At 58.8% G+C, this 15,549-nt stretch carries 13 protein-coding genes; 7 read left to right on the top strand and 6 right to left on the bottom strand.

The annotated features are described in order from the left end of the window. Positions 1 to 132: 132 nt before the first annotated feature. From QMX86_RS00575 to orn, 4 genes are all read right to left on the bottom strand, one after another. On the bottom strand, positions 133 to 2,655 hold the full coding sequence (locus QMX86_RS00575; protein WP_282383728.1) for a hypothetical protein: 2,523 nt from the start codon (positions 2,653 to 2,655) through the stop codon (positions 133 to 135). Between the two features lie 177 nt (positions 2,656 to 2,832). Then, positions 2,833 to 3,867 (bottom strand): hypothetical protein, encoded by a 1,035-nt coding sequence (locus QMX86_RS00570; protein ID WP_282383726.1) that lies wholly within the window; start codon positions 3,865 to 3,867, stop codon positions 2,833 to 2,835. Between the two features lie 175 nt (positions 3,868 to 4,042). Next, a complete protein-coding gene (locus QMX86_RS00565) occupies positions 4,043 to 4,657 on the bottom strand; it encodes a trimeric intracellular cation channel family protein (RefSeq protein ID WP_174823854.1) in 615 nt (204 codons plus the stop codon). 102 nt (positions 4,658 to 4,759) lie between these two features. Then, positions 4,760 to 5,302, bottom strand: coding sequence for an oligoribonuclease (orn, locus tag QMX86_RS00560; protein ID WP_110644898.1), 543 nt, complete (start codon positions 5,300 to 5,302; stop codon positions 4,760 to 4,762). 107 nt (positions 5,303 to 5,409) lie between these two features. Between orn and rsgA the strand changes: the two genes are divergently transcribed. The 3 genes from rsgA to QMX86_RS00545 all read left to right on the top strand — a co-directional run bounded on the left by rsgA (position 5,410) and on the right by QMX86_RS00545 (position 8,198). After that, positions 5,410 to 6,441: a small ribosomal subunit biogenesis GTPase RsgA gene (rsgA, locus tag QMX86_RS00555; protein WP_110644897.1), complete on the top strand. Its 1,032-nt coding sequence runs from the start codon at positions 5,410 to 5,412 to the stop codon at positions 6,439 to 6,441. 312 nt (positions 6,442 to 6,753) lie between these two features. Further along, on the top strand, positions 6,754 to 7,713 hold the full coding sequence (locus QMX86_RS00550) for a caspase family protein (RefSeq protein ID WP_110644896.1): 960 nt from the start codon (positions 6,754 to 6,756) through the stop codon (positions 7,711 to 7,713). After that, positions 7,713 to 8,198: a toll/interleukin-1 receptor domain-containing protein gene (locus QMX86_RS00545; RefSeq protein ID WP_016771960.1), complete on the top strand. Its 486-nt coding sequence runs from the start codon at positions 7,713 to 7,715 to the stop codon at positions 8,196 to 8,198. Before QMX86_RS00550 ends, QMX86_RS00545 begins: the two co-directional genes overlap by 1 nt. Positions 8,199 to 8,304: 106 nt before the next feature. On the opposite strand, the gene motB is transcribed toward QMX86_RS00545, so the two are convergent. Next, on the bottom strand, positions 8,305 to 9,345 hold the full coding sequence (gene motB / locus QMX86_RS00540; protein ID WP_110644895.1) for a flagellar motor protein MotB: 1,041 nt from the start codon (positions 9,343 to 9,345) through the stop codon (positions 8,305 to 8,307). 3 nt (positions 9,346 to 9,348) lie between these two features. Then, on the bottom strand, positions 9,349 to 10,200 hold the full coding sequence (gene motA, locus QMX86_RS00535; protein ID WP_024011357.1) for a flagellar motor stator protein MotA: 852 nt from the start codon (positions 10,198 to 10,200) through the stop codon (positions 9,349 to 9,351). A 166-nt stretch (positions 10,201 to 10,366) separates the two neighbouring features. On the opposite strand from motA, the gene QMX86_RS00530 reads away from it, so the two are divergent. From QMX86_RS00530 to QMX86_RS00515, 4 genes are all read left to right on the top strand, one after another. Further along, positions 10,367 to 11,905 carry an HDOD domain-containing protein gene (locus QMX86_RS00530; RefSeq protein ID WP_110644894.1) on the top strand — a complete coding sequence of 513 codons (1,539 nt, stop codon included), beginning with the start codon at positions 10,367 to 10,369 and terminating at the stop codon, positions 11,903 to 11,905. A 42-nt stretch (positions 11,906 to 11,947) separates the two neighbouring features. Continuing rightward, the gene (gene rhdA / locus QMX86_RS00525) at positions 11,948 to 12,763 is read left to right on the top strand and encodes a thiosulfate sulfurtransferase (RefSeq protein ID WP_110644893.1); all 816 of its coding nucleotides are present in this window, start codon (positions 11,948 to 11,950) and stop codon (positions 12,761 to 12,763) included. 18 nt (positions 12,764 to 12,781) lie between these two features. Further along, positions 12,782 to 13,642: an archaetidylserine decarboxylase gene (gene asd / locus QMX86_RS00520; RefSeq protein WP_024011354.1), complete on the top strand. Its 861-nt coding sequence runs from the start codon at positions 12,782 to 12,784 to the stop codon at positions 13,640 to 13,642. Positions 13,643 to 13,708: 66 nt separating this feature from the next. Beyond that, entirely contained in the window at positions 13,709 to 15,457 is a 1,749-nt protein-coding gene (locus QMX86_RS00515) for a molecular chaperone (RefSeq protein ID WP_110644892.1), read from the top strand. Positions 15,458 to 15,549: the final 92 nt, after the last annotated feature.

Here is a 15,549-nt window from a genome sequence, read left to right as displayed (position 1 = left end):
TTTGATTCTGCCCAAGATGGCCTGTTACCCCTTCCGAATTCAATCAAACCGAATCAGAAGGGGAGTTAGCGAGTAGTTTATGTTTGCCAAATCATGTTAGAAGGGTGATCGACCCGTTACTTTCGACAACACTCAGTCGCTATCTGAACCTGTTGAAAAACCGCTCTCCGACGAATCACTTTCGGAATCAACGTCTGAAACTGCTTCGACCGTTTGGATTTCTACCTTCCGGTCCATACTGGAATTTTCAAGATATTGATTAATCCGCCGCATCGACTCGTTACTCAGCGGATTATTCAACAAACCAATGTATAGGTCTTGCGTATCCGGAATATCGAACAGATCGTCTCCTACGTGCGAAATATTATTACCCTGTAACGCCATGACACGAAGGTCTCCAAGCCTGTCTATACCGGAGGGCAGGCTGGAAAGATTTGCGTTATATAGCATCAACTCGGTCAAACCTGTCATGAAGCCTACATGCGGAGCAACAGTGAGAGGGTTGTTGGCAAGATTCAACAAAGTGAGCGTCTCGATCCTGGACAAACCTTCAGCCGTGGCTTCAGATAATTCAAGCGAGCAATCGTTCAGCACAAGCTGACGCAGCTGGCGCATTTGGAGTACTCCTGACGGGAAGTCCTCCATCTTTATACCAGTGACCATCAAATATTGAACATTGGGAAAACTGTCAAAAAAAGCGCCGATGCGTGCGCCTGGTTTTTCCACAGTCAGTATCAACTCTGTTACGTAGTCGAACCTGGCGGATAGTTTTGGTAACTCAGCGGAAAAATCGACATGATGGGAAAAATGATAGTCACCGTACCCCCACCTCGAAACCGACTTGCGTTGCCAGATATCTTGCAGCTTTGCGCTGAACCGCTCGCGAGCCTGGCGTTGTTCTGCGAATTGCGCTGGGTCCTGCGATGCATCCGCTTGAGTCGATAATTCTTCAGCACTCCAGATCGCCAACTCACTACGCAGTGTTGCCAATTCTGTCTCCAGGCGAGCCAAGACCCTGACTGGGTCCGACTTCAGACGCTCGGAAATGAACATGGCCAGTTCTTGTTCGGCAAGCTGCGGATAAAGATCACGGACACGCTCTTCAACGGATTTTGTCGACGCCGGGTTGACATCGCCGCCCCCTCGCAGCCCCGCTTGCACGTATTGGGCGCTGGCCGGAATCGCCGTCACCTGCACCGGTGCCAGTCCCAGCAATTCGCTCACATGTTGGCGCGACGGCAATGGCTGTGCACGTACCAGCTGCCGCAGAGCCGCACCACCGCCCTGCGCTACACCGAGCAACTGGCGCTGCCCGGGCAGTAAAAGGAGCCAGACGGCGGCAAACAGATCCGTCCGACCTTGGGGTGACGGGACGCCGCTGAGTTGGATAACGTAGCCTTCATGCTGACGAATAAATGTGTGACGCACTGGCGACCGAGCATCGCCAATAGCACTCAATAACTCACCCTCTGACGCTTGCCGACGAATCTCGATACGAATCTGTCGCGGCCACAGTTCAAGCTGGCCGATCATCTGCAATGCCAGCAGATCACTGTCCAGAGTGGCTACCGAATCCAGATAGATTCCTGCGCACGCCCTGGCGAGACGCACCTCGCGCAGCGCCACCAGCGTCTTTTCTGCCATGTGCCTCGGCATTCCCGGCCGCAGGCGCAAATGCATATGGTCGGCGGCACTGGCCTCTCGCCACAACGCCTGAGCGATTGTCTTGGGCAGGTCAGGAAAAATCTGCCGCATCTTCAATGTGTTGTCATCGCAATCGAGTTCGAACGCCCGCTCACTCTGCTCAAAAAGCAAGGCGCTGGATTGTTCGATAACGCGCTCGCTCAGATCATCTGCCCGTGGCGGCAACAAAGCCTGCAGTCGTGAATCGGCCTGCGCCCGCACGGCGGGGTCGGAATGTTGCACCTGGGTGATGAACAGCTGGATCTTTTGATCGAGGGCAAAACGCCTCGCTGTGTCCTGCAGCAATGCCAGCGAGGTGGGATGAATCCCGGACCTGTGCAGCATCGTTGTGCTTACGCCGCTCACTGCGAGCAAGCGTTTGATCATCAATGGAGAAAAATCTTCTATTGAATATTCCGCGCCGGTAAGCAGCTCTGCCGCGCGTTTGTGTTCGGAATAGACAGTTGCAAGCGGATTGGTCGACTCAGGGTCGTCCAGCGGGTGCCACAACCGGCCCTCGCTGTCAGGCCTCAACAGCGGACCGGAAGGATGCAGTTCTCTGGCATGCGTGGCGCGAAGCAGACCGCTCTCAGCGTCTCGGACCACTTGCACGATGTGGTTATCAGCCACGGCAACATACTGGCGATGCTTCAAGGTTTTGATACCCAGAGCAACGGACTCATCGAGACCCTCTTGCGAGGGTATCCAGTAGCTTTCCAGGGAATCGTTCACGGAAAACCTTGGGAATTCGTCGAATGTGGAATACGTCGTGGTCGTGCTCACATTGATGCCAGACGTTATCGCCAGCGGATCTGATGAAGATGGCGAACGCATCGGTTCCTGATGATGTGCAACAGTCAAATGTGCCACTGTCGAAGACGAGGACAACGGTCGGTGGGAGACATCGATGCTGGAATCGGAGGGTTTGGTTGGGACAGATACAGGTTTGATCTTCGGCGGTTTGCCAGTCATGATCGCTCATCCTTGAGAGGGGGTGCGCTGGCCACACAGAGTGCAGGGCCAACGCGAGTCATCAGAAAAGCACTTTCGTGCATATGCCTGATCATCGACATGGCAGCTTATCTGCAGTCGAAATGCCAAACGCATATACATTTACTACATTCACCGACATTGCATCAGCGAACGAACTCAGCCTCGTTGAAGATATAAATTACGCTCGTGAAAATTCACGCGGATTGCCAGTTTATGCTCGGTACCATATTCATCGATGGCGATGAAGTGGAGGACGCCGCCATATTTTTGTGGCCCGGTGTTTTTCGAGTATTCAGATAGAGCCTGGACGATGGTCAACTCCCCGTCGCTTTGAGTATTTACGTGATAATGCTTCGAGTTCCATGTTTGCGCATCACTGGTAAAAGCGTATGCAAACGGATCCCCCCTGTCAGGCAAAGAGACGACGACACTGGATTGCTCGGGACGCACGAAAATGCATTCCATGTAATTTGTTTTTATTTCGTTAAGCCGGTTACCACCCGCAAAATCGTAATCCTTGCCCTCTTCTGCTCCCTCTGCAATCCAATCGACCAGCCGGATCTGCTTCCCACCCGGGTACAGTCCCAAATGGTACTTCCAGATACGGTTACCGGGCGACTCATTACCAATCCTGGTCTGGTACAACCGAAATACTCCGTCTACACCATATGTCGAAGGCGCTTCCGCTTCTACAGTCACGCTGCTGTAATGAACACTGGCAGGCGTGGTTCCGTTACTGAGGATCGTCTCCCCGTTCACGGACAGGCGCGCACCGATCTCAGTCGTTCCGGCGCTCGATGAGGAAACCCAGAACGTACGAACCTGTGGATGAACGCTGTCATTCTCAAAATCATCGTCGTGCCTGTCTTCGGCGTCAGGTGCAGGACGTGCCTCACGCGTAAACCGCCCTTGGACTGCGCTCGCGACCCAGCCATCGCGCAAGGTCTTGCCGGTCGCGTAATGAATAAGCTGGATGCTTTCCATTACATCTGCGGGTACATGCATTGCGTTGCCGTCGGCGTCTACTCCGGCAACGAGTACTTGAACTTTGACCTGCATTCGGCCATTAGCGACAAGTGCCCTGCTTTGAGTATTATTACCGGCATCAAACTTGACTTTTAAACTGGACAGCCCCGCCAGAGTAGGCGGATTGTCATTTTGATTATCTGTAACATCCATGCTTTCACTCACAATGCAGCTCCTTTGTAAGAATGTAATTTGCTACTGACATCGAAAATATGTCAGCGGAAAAACTACATACCCATCAAGCGAAGATCAAAGTGAAAAGTGTAAGAAATATGCGCGCGCCAGTCACAAACAACATATTTGCCATTAATCAACTTCAATGACAAGGACGCACGATCTATCAGTGTTCGTCGTTATAAACGAACTTCGGCATTTCCCAATGGAAACGAATGGCCAGCAGACGCAACAGGAATCCGCCAAACAAAGTGATCAGAATGGCTTGTTCACCTGGCACATTGAGATAAAGACACAGCATGTAGCACCACGCCGCAGCAAATGAGACGCTGGCGTAAAGTTCGCGGCGAAAGATCAAGGGAATATCGTTGCAGAAGATATCGCGAAGAATACCGCCAAAGACGCCGGTGATGACTCCGCTGACGGAAGCCACCAACATGCCGTGACCCATTTCCAGCGCGGTCATGCAACCGATCAAGGTAAATGCCACCAGTCCAACTGCATCGAGCACCAGAAACAGCGAGCGCAGGTGGCGCATCCAGCGCGCAGCGAATACGGTGAACATCGCTGCCACCGAGGTCAGCACCAGATATTCCGGATGTTTGACCCAGGTCAGCGGGTAGTGCCCGAGCAGCACGTCGCGCACCGAACCGCCACCGAGCGCGGTGATGCAGGCGATCAGCACCACGCCGAACCAGTCCATGCCTCGTCGTCCGGCGGACAGCGCGCCAGTCATGGCTTCGGCGGTAATGGCGATCAGATAGAGCATCAGCAACATGATGGCAGTCCAGGCAGGAAGGCGCGCAGTCTAGCCATTTCAGCGCCGCACCAGAAGAGGGCGCGCCTTTCGCGAGCAGGCTCGCGAAGGCGGAAAGCCGCTCCCTCAGAACTTGATGAAGTGCTTGCGGTAATGCTGCAACTCGGCGATCGATTCGCGAATGTCGTCCAGCGCCAGATGCGTGCTGCCCTTCTTGAAGCTGTCGCGCACGTCCGGAGCCCAGCGTGCGGCCAGTTCCTTGAGCGTCGAGACGTCGAGGTTGCGGTAGTGGAAGTAGCTTTCCAGCGCCTTCATGTGGGTATAAAGGAAGCGACGGTCCTGGCAGATGCTGTTGCCGCAGATCGGCGATTTGCCCTTCGGCACCCACTTTTCCAGGAAGGCGATGGTCTCAGCTTCTGCCTCAGCCATGCTGATGCGGCTTTCACGTACACGCTGGGTCAGGCCGGAATTACCGTGGGTGCGGGTGTTCCATTCGTCCATGCGCGCGAGCACTTCGTCGCTGTGATGGATGGCGATCACCGGGCCTTCGGCCAATGTATTCAGCTCACTGTCGGTGACGATGGTGGCCATTTCGATGATGACATCGTTGTCCGGGTCCAGACCGGTCATTTCCAGGTCGATCCAGATCAGGTTCTGCGGGTTTTGCATATTCGGGCTCCTAGGCAATGCTGCCCAGTTTAGCCTAGGCCGGTGGCCGGGCGTGCTAAACTCGCGGCCGTTTTACCTAATCGCTGCATTCTTCAGACGGAACACCCATGGCCAAACGCCAACTCAATCGTCGTCAAAACTGGCGCATCGAAAAGATTCAGGGCGAGCGCGCCGCACGCGCCGCCAAACGCGAGTCCTCGGCGGTCGAGGCCCTCGAGGGCGGCGACCTTGGCCCTGAGCAGCACGGCCTGGTGATCGCCCACTTCGGCGTGCAGGTCGAAGTCGAAGCTGTTGACGGCGAACTCGCCGGCCAAGTGTTCCGCTGCCACTTGCGCGCCAACCTGCCGGCGCTGGTCACCGGCGACAAAGTCGTCTGGCGCGCCGGCAACCAAGGCATCGGCGTGATCGTCGCGCAACTGCCGCGCAGCACCGAACTGTGCCGCCCCGACAGCCGTGGCCAGCTCAAACCGGTTGCTGCCAACGTCGACATGATCGTCATCGTGTTCGCGCCGCTGCCCGAGCCTCACGCCAACCTGATCGACCGCTATCTGGTCGCCGCCGAACATGCCGGCATCCGCCCGCTTCTGCTGCTGAACAAATTCGACCTGATCGACGACCAGAACGCCCCGGCGCTGAACGCGTTGCTGGCGGTGTACCGCACGCTGGGTTACCCGGTGCTGGAAGTCTCGGCGCACCACGGCGATGGCATGGAGCAGCTGCAAAAGCAGCTCGACGGACGCATCAGCGTGTTCGTCGGCCAGTCCGGCGTCGGCAAGTCGTCGCTGGTCAACAGCCTGCTGCCGGAAGTCGAAACCCGCGTCGGACCATTGTCCGAGCTGTCCGGTCAGGGCACGCACACCACCACCACTGCGCGGCTGTTCCACTTCCCCGGTGGCGGTGAACTGATCGACTCCCCGGGCATCCGCGAATTCGGTCTGGGGCATGTCAGCCGCGCCGACGTCGAAGCCGGTTTCATCGAGTTCGACGACCTGCTTGGCACTTGCCGCTTCCGCGACTGCAAGCACGATCGCGAACCGGGTTGTGCACTGCTCAAGGCGCTGGAAGATGGCCGCATCCAGCAGCAACGGATGAACAGCTATCGCTCGATCATCGCCAGCCTGCCTGAAAACGGCTATTAAACAGCCACGCCGGCAGCCCTGTGCCATGGGTTGCCGGCTGTCGGACTGCATCTGACTCACCCCTCTCCTCTTAAACGTCAGCTTCTTCTGTAGGCACTTGCGCGACTGCTTGCAGGACCTTTCTGTTTTGCCGCGCAGACCTTGTAGGCCTGAGCCAGCGGCCTACATTTCTTTCCTCCTTCGCTCACAGCGACCATCGAGGAAAGCCATGAAAAAACATCTTGTGTTCATCAGCCATTTGTCTCGCTGCGCCCGCCCGAGCAATACCCACAGAACCCCCGGCGCGATCCGCCTGCACAAGGCGGTGTGACCATGCGCAAAGGATTGTTCATCGGTATCAACGATTACACGCATATCGGCGGGCTGAGCGGCTGTTGCAACGACGCCATGGCTATGGCTTCGGTATTGAAAAGCAACGCCAACGGCGACCCCAACTTCAAAAATGTCGTACTGACGTCTGCCGAGGATTACCTGAGCCGGGAAAAACTCGAAGACCAGATCCGCGAGTTGTTTTCCGGTGACTGCAACGTCGCCCTGCTGTATTTCGCCGGTCATGGCGGTTTCGATGCCGACACAAACGAAGGCATGTTGATCCCGCAGGACTACCGCAACGCCCAGAACGGCATCCGCATCAGCGACATTATCAACTGGGCGGACAAAGCCACGCGGATCAAAAACAAAATGATCATCCTCGACTGCTGCGAAAGCGGTTCAGCCGGAGAAGTGCGCGCCCTGCGCAGCGAGAGCAGCATGGTCAGCGAGGGTATGACCATCCTCACCGCCTGCAAAAAAGCCGAGCCGGCAATGGAGGGCGCGCAGCACGGCGTGTTCACCGGCCTGCTCCTGCAAGCGCTGCACGGCGGCGCGGCGAATATCCTCGGCAAAATCACCCCCGGCAGTCTGTATTCCTTCGTCGACAACGCCCTCGGTGCCTGGGAACAGCGTCCGGTGTTCAAGACCAATGTGTCGCAGTTCATTTCCCTGCGCGAAGTCTCGCCGCTGATTCCCAAGGAGATCCTGCGCAAATTGCCCGACTGGTTTGCCGAAGCCGAATCGGTCTTGCCGCTCGACCCCAGCTACGAACCCACCGAAAAGGCGTTCGTGCCTGAGCACGGCGAGGTCTTCGCCCAGTTGCAGAAGTGCAACCGCCACAGCCTGATCGAACCGGTCGACGCCGAGCACATGTACTACGCCGCCATTCACTCGACCGGCTGCCGCCTGACGGCACTCGGCGCCTATTACCGCGAACTCGCCCTTAAAGGACATTTCTGATGCCAGTCTTTATCAGCTATCGCCACATGGATCGCGCCCATGCGATCGCCATCAACACCCGCCTGACCCAGGCGAAGATCAGGACTTACCTCGACGTGCTGGATCCGGAATCGCAGACCACCGACGACATCACCGGGGTCATTACCCGCAACATCACCGAGTGCACGCATCTGCTGGCGGTGGTATCGGAGAAGACTGCGCAGTCCTGGTGGGTGCCGTTCGAGATTGGCGAGGCGACGATCAGCAACCGGCGGATCTGTACGTTCAAGACCGGGCCGGCGCAATTGCCGATCTATCTGGACAAGTGGCCGAAGCTGAGCACGGCCAGCGATCTGGATTTCTTCATCGACGCGTATCGTGATGAGGTGTCGAACAAGCGGTCGATGGCACTGGATTCGATCAGCGAATCGGTGAAAGGGGCTTACAAGCGCGATGCGGAGATGTTTCATGAACAGTTGAAGAACCGGATTCGTCGGGGATTCTGAGACTGTACCGGCCTGTCCCCGATTATTTTAGTAACGCGAAGAAAATGGTCGGGGGCATGAAGCGATAGCCACAAAAAAGCCGACATCACTGTCGGCTTTTTTTCACTTACTGCTTCGGCGCAGGCGCTGCACTCCCCGGCTCGGCCGGTTTCGGCGCCGCATCGTCAAACAGATTCAACCGCTCGCGCAACTCGTGAGCCGGCACTGGCTGTTTGTCCGCCGGCAGCGCATTCGGATCAACCGGGGCTGCCGGAGCAGCACCGTTCTGACCCTGATCCGCCGGTTTCGCTGCATCAGGCCCTTGCGCACCTTCGATGGCAGCCTGGGCTTTCTTGGTCAGCACGACAATATCGATGCGGCGGTTGACCGGGTTGAACGGATTTTCCCGATCGAACAACGCCGACGAGGCATAACCGACCACCCGCGCCACCTGTGCATCCGGATAGCTGCCCGCCACCAATGCACGACGCGCGGCGTTGGCACGGTTGGCCGAGAGTTCCCAGTTGCCGTAATCGCCAGTGCCAATGTACGGCTTGGCGTCGGTGTGGCCGCTGATACTGATCTTGTTCGGCACCGCTTTGATGGTGTCGGCCATGGCCAGCAGGATGTCTTCGAAGTACGGTTTCAGGCGTGCGGATCCGGAGTCGAACATCGGCCGATTCTCGGCGTCCATGATCTGGATGCGCAAGCCGTTCGGGGTGATTTCGAAGAGGATCTGATCCTTGAATTTCTGCAGTTGCGGGTTCTCGTCGACCTTGTTCTGCAGTTCTTGCAGGAGCAGTTCGAGACGCTCCTTCTCGACCTGCTCGGCCATGCCTTCAACCTGATCGGTGTCGACCGTGACCTTGTCCGGTTGCGGCTGCGACTTCACTTCCGGGTTTAGGGTGTTTTCCGGCGCCAGGGTCGGTGTACCGCCGAGGTCGATGATGTACGGCGTGCCGCTTTCGGAGAAGCCGACCGGGTCCTTGAAATAACCGGCGATGGCGATCTTCTGTTCCGGCGTAGCAGTGGACAGCAGCCACAGCACCAGGAAGAACGCCATCATCGCCGTGGCAAAGTCGGCGAAGGCGATTTTCCACGCCCCGCCGTGGTGCCCGGCAGCAATGCGCTTGACGCGCTTGACGATGATCGGCTGATTATTTTCCATGACTTAGCGACCGCGAACCGCTTGTTCCAGCTCGGCGAAGCTTGGACGGTGCGCCGGGTACAGAACCTTGCGCCCGAACTCGACCGCCAGCGACGGCGGCATGCCGGACGCCGAAGCCACCAGCGAGGCCTTGATGGCTTCGTAGACGTTGAGCTCTTCCTTGGCATCGTGGGCCAGGGAATGCGCCAGCGGACCGAAGAAACCGTACGCCGCGAGAATACCGAAGAAGGTACCGACCAGTGCCGCACCCACGTGCAGACCGATCGACGCCTGGTCGCCCTCGCCCAACGAAGCCATGGTCACCACGATACCGAGTACCGCCGCAACGATACCGAAACCGGGCATGCCGTCGGCGATGCCGTTGACTGCGTGGGATGGGTGCTCGAGGTCTTCCTTGAGGCTGTACAGCTCCATGTCGAACAGGCCTTCGAGTTCGTGCGGAGCCATGTTGCCGGAAGACATGATGCGCAGGTAATCGCAGACGAACGCGGTCATGCGTTCATCCTTGAGCACCGCCGGGTACTTGGCGAAGATCGGGCTCGCGGCGGCATCTTCGATGTCGCCTTCGATGGCCATCATGCCTTCGCGGCGGCTCTTGTTGAGGATCTCGTAGATCAGCCCGAGCACTTCCAGATAGAAAGTGTGAGTGAAGCGCGAACCGAACATGCTCAGGGATTTCTTGAGCACGTGCATCGTCATGTAACCGGGGTTGGCCTGGAGGAATGCGCCGAGGGCCGCACCGCCGATGATCATCACCTCGAAGGGCTGGATCAGGGCGGCAATCTTGCCGTGGGAGAGCACGTATCCGCCGAGCACGCTCGCGAATACGACGATGATGCCGATAATTTTAGCCATAGGTAGAAGGTACTTGTTTAAGTCGGGTTCAAGGTCATATTCGGAAGTTAAAAAATCTCTTCTTCTACTTATCGGCAAAACTGCGCCAGACTATAGCCAGTTCAGGCGAAAAGCCAATTTAGCCCATGCCGGGCGCGTCTACAGTCAGTGAAGATCTCGTCCAGACATGGCTAATGAAACGAACATTCCATCGGTAAAACCGAGCACCCTCCAGGCTTGGGTCAAGCTGCTCGACAGCGTCCGCCTGCCCGTACCACAAGAGGCTCACGACAAAGTCTGCCGGGCGATCCGCGACAACCGCAGCTCGCTGCGCGACATCGCCGATCTGATGCAGGACAGCCCGGCGCTGGCCTTGAGCGTCATCCGTGAGGCGAATCGTCACACCCACGGCACCATGGCCGCGCCGGCGGAAAATCTTGAGGTGGCAATCAATCGCCTGGGCCTTGCCCGCACCGAAGAATTGCTCGCGCGCCTGCCCTCCGAACCGCACCGGCAGATCCCCAAGGCTTTGCGCCAATTGCAGTTGATCAGCCAACACGCAACACAGCAGGCCAACGGCTTTTTTGCCAGTCGCCTGGCGCGGCTGTGGCAGGACATCCACTGGGGCAGTCTGCTGTTTTTGTCGCCGCTGTGGCCGTTGGCGCTGACCTATCCGCAGTTGCTCGAAGAATGGGAACTGCGGGTGATCCACAAGGGCGAGTCGGCACGTGTGGTCGAAAAGCAATTGTTCGGCGTGCGCCTGTTGAAGATTGCCGAGGCACTGGTCCAGGCCTGGCATCTGCCGATCTGGGTCGAGCAAGGCTACAAATTGCTGCTCAGCGAACAACGCGAACTGGTCAAAGTGCTGCGCATCGCCCGCGACAGCGAGCACCCGCTGCGCCAGCAGAATCGCCTCGACGAAGACCCGACGCTACGCCGCTGGCTCAATCAACCCGCCAATACCGTGCTGCTGGCCAACGGCCTGGCGCTGTCGGCGCAACAGGCCTGGGACAGTCCGCACAGCAAGCGCTGGCAGTACCTGACCAGCCTGTATCTGCAGATTTCCATGGACGAAGTGCAGCAACAGCTGCACCAGCAAGCGGCGAACAGCGCGCGTCAGCATGCAATGCCCGATCTGTGGCACCCGGCGGTTTCGCTGATCTGGCCGTGGGGCACTCGCCGCTTGCCGGCCGGCATGCTCCCGGCAGCAGCGCCGAATGCGGATGATCTGGGCCAGTGGCGTCGGCAATGCGCCGAACTGCTCGCCGAACCCAGCCGCTTCACCAATGCCATGAGCCTGACCGTCGCCGCCCGCGAGGCACTGGTGGCCAGCGGCATGCGCCGGGTCATGATTCTGATGGCCGACCGCACGCACTCGACCCTGCGCGTGCACCAGACCGCCGGTTTGCCGAAGGATGCGGCGGCGCTGAGTTTTGTCGTCAGCCAGAGCAAAGTCCTGCAACGCCTGCTCGCTCAGCAGGCGCAGGTGCGGATCACGCCGGAGAACAACGGGCAATTCTCTGCCTTATTGCCAGCGAGCCTGCGCACGCTGTTTCGAGGTGAGCATCTGTTCCTGCGTTCGCTGGTCAACAACGGCCGGGTGATCATGATCGTAGTTGCCGATCAGGGCGGCGGGCCGTTCGCCGACATCACCGTACAAGCCTTCGGCAAAACCGCGCAGTGCATCGAAAAAGCCCTGCACAGCTTTAGCAGCCGCGGCCAATGAGCCTGCGCTACAATCCTCCCCTTTGTGCTCTGGAGACCTCACATGTCTGACTTCTCTGGCTTGCCGCTTGTCATCGAGCCGAGCGACCTGCTGCCGCGTCTGGAGTCCCCGGAACTGATCCTGGTGGACCTGACCAGCCCTGCCCGGTATGCCGAAGGTCACTTGCCCGGTGCACGTTTTATCGACCCGAAACGCACCCAGCTCGGCCAGCCACCGGCGCCCGGGCTGATGCCGGCGAAGGCCGATCTGGAAGCGTTGTTTGGTGAGCTCGGTCATCGCAAAGACGCGGTCTACGTCGTGTATGACGATGAGGGCGGCGGCTGGGCCGGGCGTTTCATCTGGCTGCTCGATGTCATTGGCCACGACAAGTACCACTATATAGACGGTGGTCTGCCGGCCTGGCTGGCGGACGGTATGCCGATGTCGATTCAGGTGCCGGCCGCCGTCGGTGGCCCGGTCTCGCTGACCCTGCACGATGAACCGACCGCCACCCGCGAATACCTGCAAAGCCGTCTCGGCGCCGCCGATCTGGCGATCTGGGATGCGCGTGGGCCGCTGGAGTATTCCGGCGAGAAAGTCCTCGCTGCCAAGGGTGGACACATCCCCGGCGCGGTCAATTTCGAATGGACCGCCGGCATGGACCAGACGCGTCAGCTGCGTATCCGCAGCGACATGCCGCAGATCCTCGAAGACCTCGGGATCACCAAGGACAAAGAAATCATTACCCACTGCCAGACCCATCACCGGTCGGGCTTCACTTATCTGGTGGCCAAAGCCCTCGGTTATCCGCGGGTCAAGGGCTACGCCGGTTCCTGGGGCGAATGGGGCAACCACCCTGACACGCCAGTCGAGATTTAAGGTTTTTAAGGACAACTAATGAAAGAGCGTCTGTTTATCCTCAGCCAGTACCTGCTGCCGCATCACCTGCTGTCGCGCCTGGCCGGCTGCATCGCCGAATGCCGTGTGCGCTGGTTCAAGAATGCCTTCACCCAATGGTTCGCCAAGCGTTATCAAGTGGACATGTCGCAAGCACTGGTCGAAGACCTGACCGCTTACGAGCACTTCAACGCCTTCTTCACGCGTGCGTTGAAAGACGGCGCGCGTCCACTGGACGAAACTCCGGGCGCGATCCTCAGCCCGGCCGACGGTGCGGTGAGTCAGCTCGGCCCGATCGAGCACGGTCGCGTGTTCCAGGCCAAGGGCCACAGTTTCAGCGTGCTCGAATTGCTCGGCGGTGATGCGGCCAACGCAGCGCCATTCATGGGCGGCGACTTCGCCACCATTTACCTGTCGCCGAAGGACTACCACCGCGTGCACATGCCGCTGGCCGGCACCCTGCGCGAAATGGTCTACATCCCGGGCCGCATTTTCTCGGTGAACCAGACTACTGCCGAAAACGTCCCGGAGCTGTTCGCCCGCAACGAGCGCGTGGCGTGCATTTTCGACACCGAACGCGGGCCGATGGCCGTGGTGCTGGTTGGCGCGATGATTGTCGCTTCGATTGAAACCGTGTGGGCCGGTCTGGTCACCCCACCGAAGCGCGAGCTGAAAACCTTCCGCTACGACGAAGCCGCACGCGCACCGATTCATCTGGAAAAAGGCGCGGAACTGGGGCGCTTCAAGCTCGGTTCGACGGCAATCGTGCTGTTTGGCCCGGATCAGGTGAAGTGGGCTGAAGAGCTGGTCGCCGGCTCGCCAGTGCAGATGGGCCAAGGCCTGGCACTGCCAAAAGCGTGACCCAATTTGCGGAAGCAGCCGAGGCTGCTTCCGCAAACCGCGGCATTTGCTGCTATGGTTTTGCTCATGAGCCAGACCAACTTATCTCCCAAGCTGCGCGCTCCGACTCCCACGCAAACGCGCCTGTCGTTCTGCGACGCCAGCCCGCGTGATCTCAAGCGCTGGATCGCCAGCCTGCCCAAAGCCAACATCGGCGAAACCGCCCGCCTGCTGTATCAAGGCCTCGGCGAACTGAACCTGTTGCTTACCCCCAGCGACAATCGCCTGCAACTCTTGGAACTGCTGCGGCCCGAGGTGTATTTCGTCTGCCAGCATCTGGAGCGGCACTTTCTGCATCAGGCGATCATGCTCGATGAGCGCTCGCGCAAAGTCAGCAACCTGTGCCAGGCGCTGCAAGGCCAATTGGCCATCGGCTATAAACAGATCGTTCTGCGCATCCTGCCCAAATACAGCAAGGACCGCGCGACGTTGGTCAGCACCGCATTGCAACGCGCGGCGCATGCCCTCAAGGCGCAACTGGTGCGCGCCACGCAGCTGTACAGTCCACCGCCGGAACACGTGTGGTTGGAATTGCATCATCTGTACCGCAGCGCGGCGCAATTGCAGCTGCAACAACGGCGGCTACGCGATGATCTGGCGTTTTTGACCAGCGAACTGAGCGTCGAACAGACCTACATCGCCGCACTGCTATTGGGCAGTGCCCGTTGCAACCAATTGCGTCAAAGCCAGATTGCCCGGCTGGCCGAGGTGATCGAGCCGTGGAGCGCCCTGCTCAAGCTGCATCCCGGCAGCGCCGACGACGGTTTGTTTGCGGTCAGTCCGGAACTCGATGTCGGCCCCCGATACCGCAAGATGTTTCGCAGCGAACAACAGAACGGGCTGCTGGGCTTCGATCCGCAACCGCTGGTCAAACAGCTCGAAACGCACCTGCTGCACCAGTCCACCTCGACCCCACTGCCCGTTTCCGCCGGCCTCAGCGTCGACACCCTGCAACATCTGCACGCTACTTGGGGCCAAGCGGCGGAACGCAGCTTTCAACGCATCGCCGGCCAAGGCTCATTAACCGTGTGCGTCGGCATGAGCGCCCTGCACTTTTACCTCGGCGGCGAGCGCACCTTCAGCGAATTGCTCAAACATCCCGGTGCCCGCGCGGCAAATTTCAGCAGCGTCGTGGCCAGCGGCGAAAAGGACAGCTGGAGTCAGGCGTTCGACGCTGCCCCGCAAAGTAACGATGAGCTGTTGCCGTACGAGGAAATCCAGTACGACCAGTTGACCGAGGACGACGGCCCCGGCACCGCGCCGAATTATCCGACTTACGCCTTGCCGGTGATCAACCATAGTCCTGGCGGTTATTGCCTGGCCTGGCCCAGCGAAGTACCGCCGGAGTTGCAGGCCGGGGAAATGCTCGGCATTCAGGACAGCGAGGGCAAAGGCTGGAGCATTGCGGTGATTCGCTGGATCCGCCAAGTGCGCGGCAGCGGCACACAGATGGGCATTGAACTGGTCGCGCCACACGCGCAGCCGTGCGGTCTGCAACTGGTGCGTTCGAAGGACGATCACAGCCATTATCTGCGCGGTTTACTGCTGCCGGAAATCAGCGCAATCGATTTGCCGGCAACCGTGCTTGCGCCGCGCCTGCCGTTTCAGGAAGGCAACAAGGTGTTGATCAACACCCAGGGCGAAGAGCACCGCGCCGGGCTGGATCGGCGGGTGGCGAGTACGCACAGCTTCAACCAGTTCGCCTACCGCTCGCTGGATCCTGCGCAGAATGGCGGAGGTGAGGAGGATTTTGATTCGTTGTGGAATTCACTTTAGACCGAGGTGCGGCCTTCGCGAGCAAGCTCGCTCCCACATTCAAATGCATTTCAAATGTGGGAGCGAGCTTGCTCGCGAAGAGGCCAGATCAG

It is taken from the genome of Pseudomonas sp. PS01270 (assembly GCF_029959775.1).
In the GTDB taxonomy this organism is placed as follows: Bacteria; Pseudomonadota; Gammaproteobacteria; order Pseudomonadales; family Pseudomonadaceae; genus Aquipseudomonas; species Aquipseudomonas atacamensis.
The sequence above is the reverse complement of the archived record's forward strand: the minus strand, read 5'-3'. Positions and strand labels throughout refer to the sequence as shown.

Bases quoted from the DNA above. Each gene is read 5' to 3' on its own strand.
- QMX86_RS00515 (WP_110644892.1), top strand. From the start codon at position 13,709: ATGAGCCAGACCAACTTATCTCCCAAGCTGCGCGCTCCGACTCCCACG.
- asd (WP_024011354.1), top strand. From the start codon at position 12,782: ATGAAAGAGCGTCTGTTTATCCTCAGCCAGTACCTGCTGCCGCATCAC.
- QMX86_RS00550 (WP_110644896.1), top strand. From the start codon at position 6,754: ATGCGCAAAGGATTGTTCATCGGTATCAACGATTACACGCATATCGGC.
- QMX86_RS00575 (WP_282383728.1), bottom strand. From the start codon at position 2,655: ATGACTGGCAAACCGCCGAAGATCAAACCTGTATCTGTCCCAACCAAA.
- rsgA (WP_110644897.1), top strand. From the start codon at position 5,410: ATGGCCAAACGCCAACTCAATCGTCGTCAAAACTGGCGCATCGAAAAG.
- orn (WP_110644898.1), bottom strand. From the start codon at position 5,302: ATGCAAAACCCGCAGAACCTGATCTGGATCGACCTGGAAATGACCGGT.
- QMX86_RS00530 (WP_110644894.1), top strand. From the start codon at position 10,367: ATGGCTAATGAAACGAACATTCCATCGGTAAAACCGAGCACCCTCCAG.
- motA (WP_024011357.1), bottom strand. From the start codon at position 10,200: ATGGCTAAAATTATCGGCATCATCGTCGTATTCGCGAGCGTGCTCGGC.
- rhdA (WP_110644893.1), top strand. From the start codon at position 11,948: ATGTCTGACTTCTCTGGCTTGCCGCTTGTCATCGAGCCGAGCGACCTG.
- QMX86_RS00545 (WP_016771960.1), top strand. From the start codon at position 7,713: ATGCCAGTCTTTATCAGCTATCGCCACATGGATCGCGCCCATGCGATC.
- motB (WP_110644895.1), bottom strand. From the start codon at position 9,345: ATGGAAAATAATCAGCCGATCATCGTCAAGCGCGTCAAGCGCATTGCT.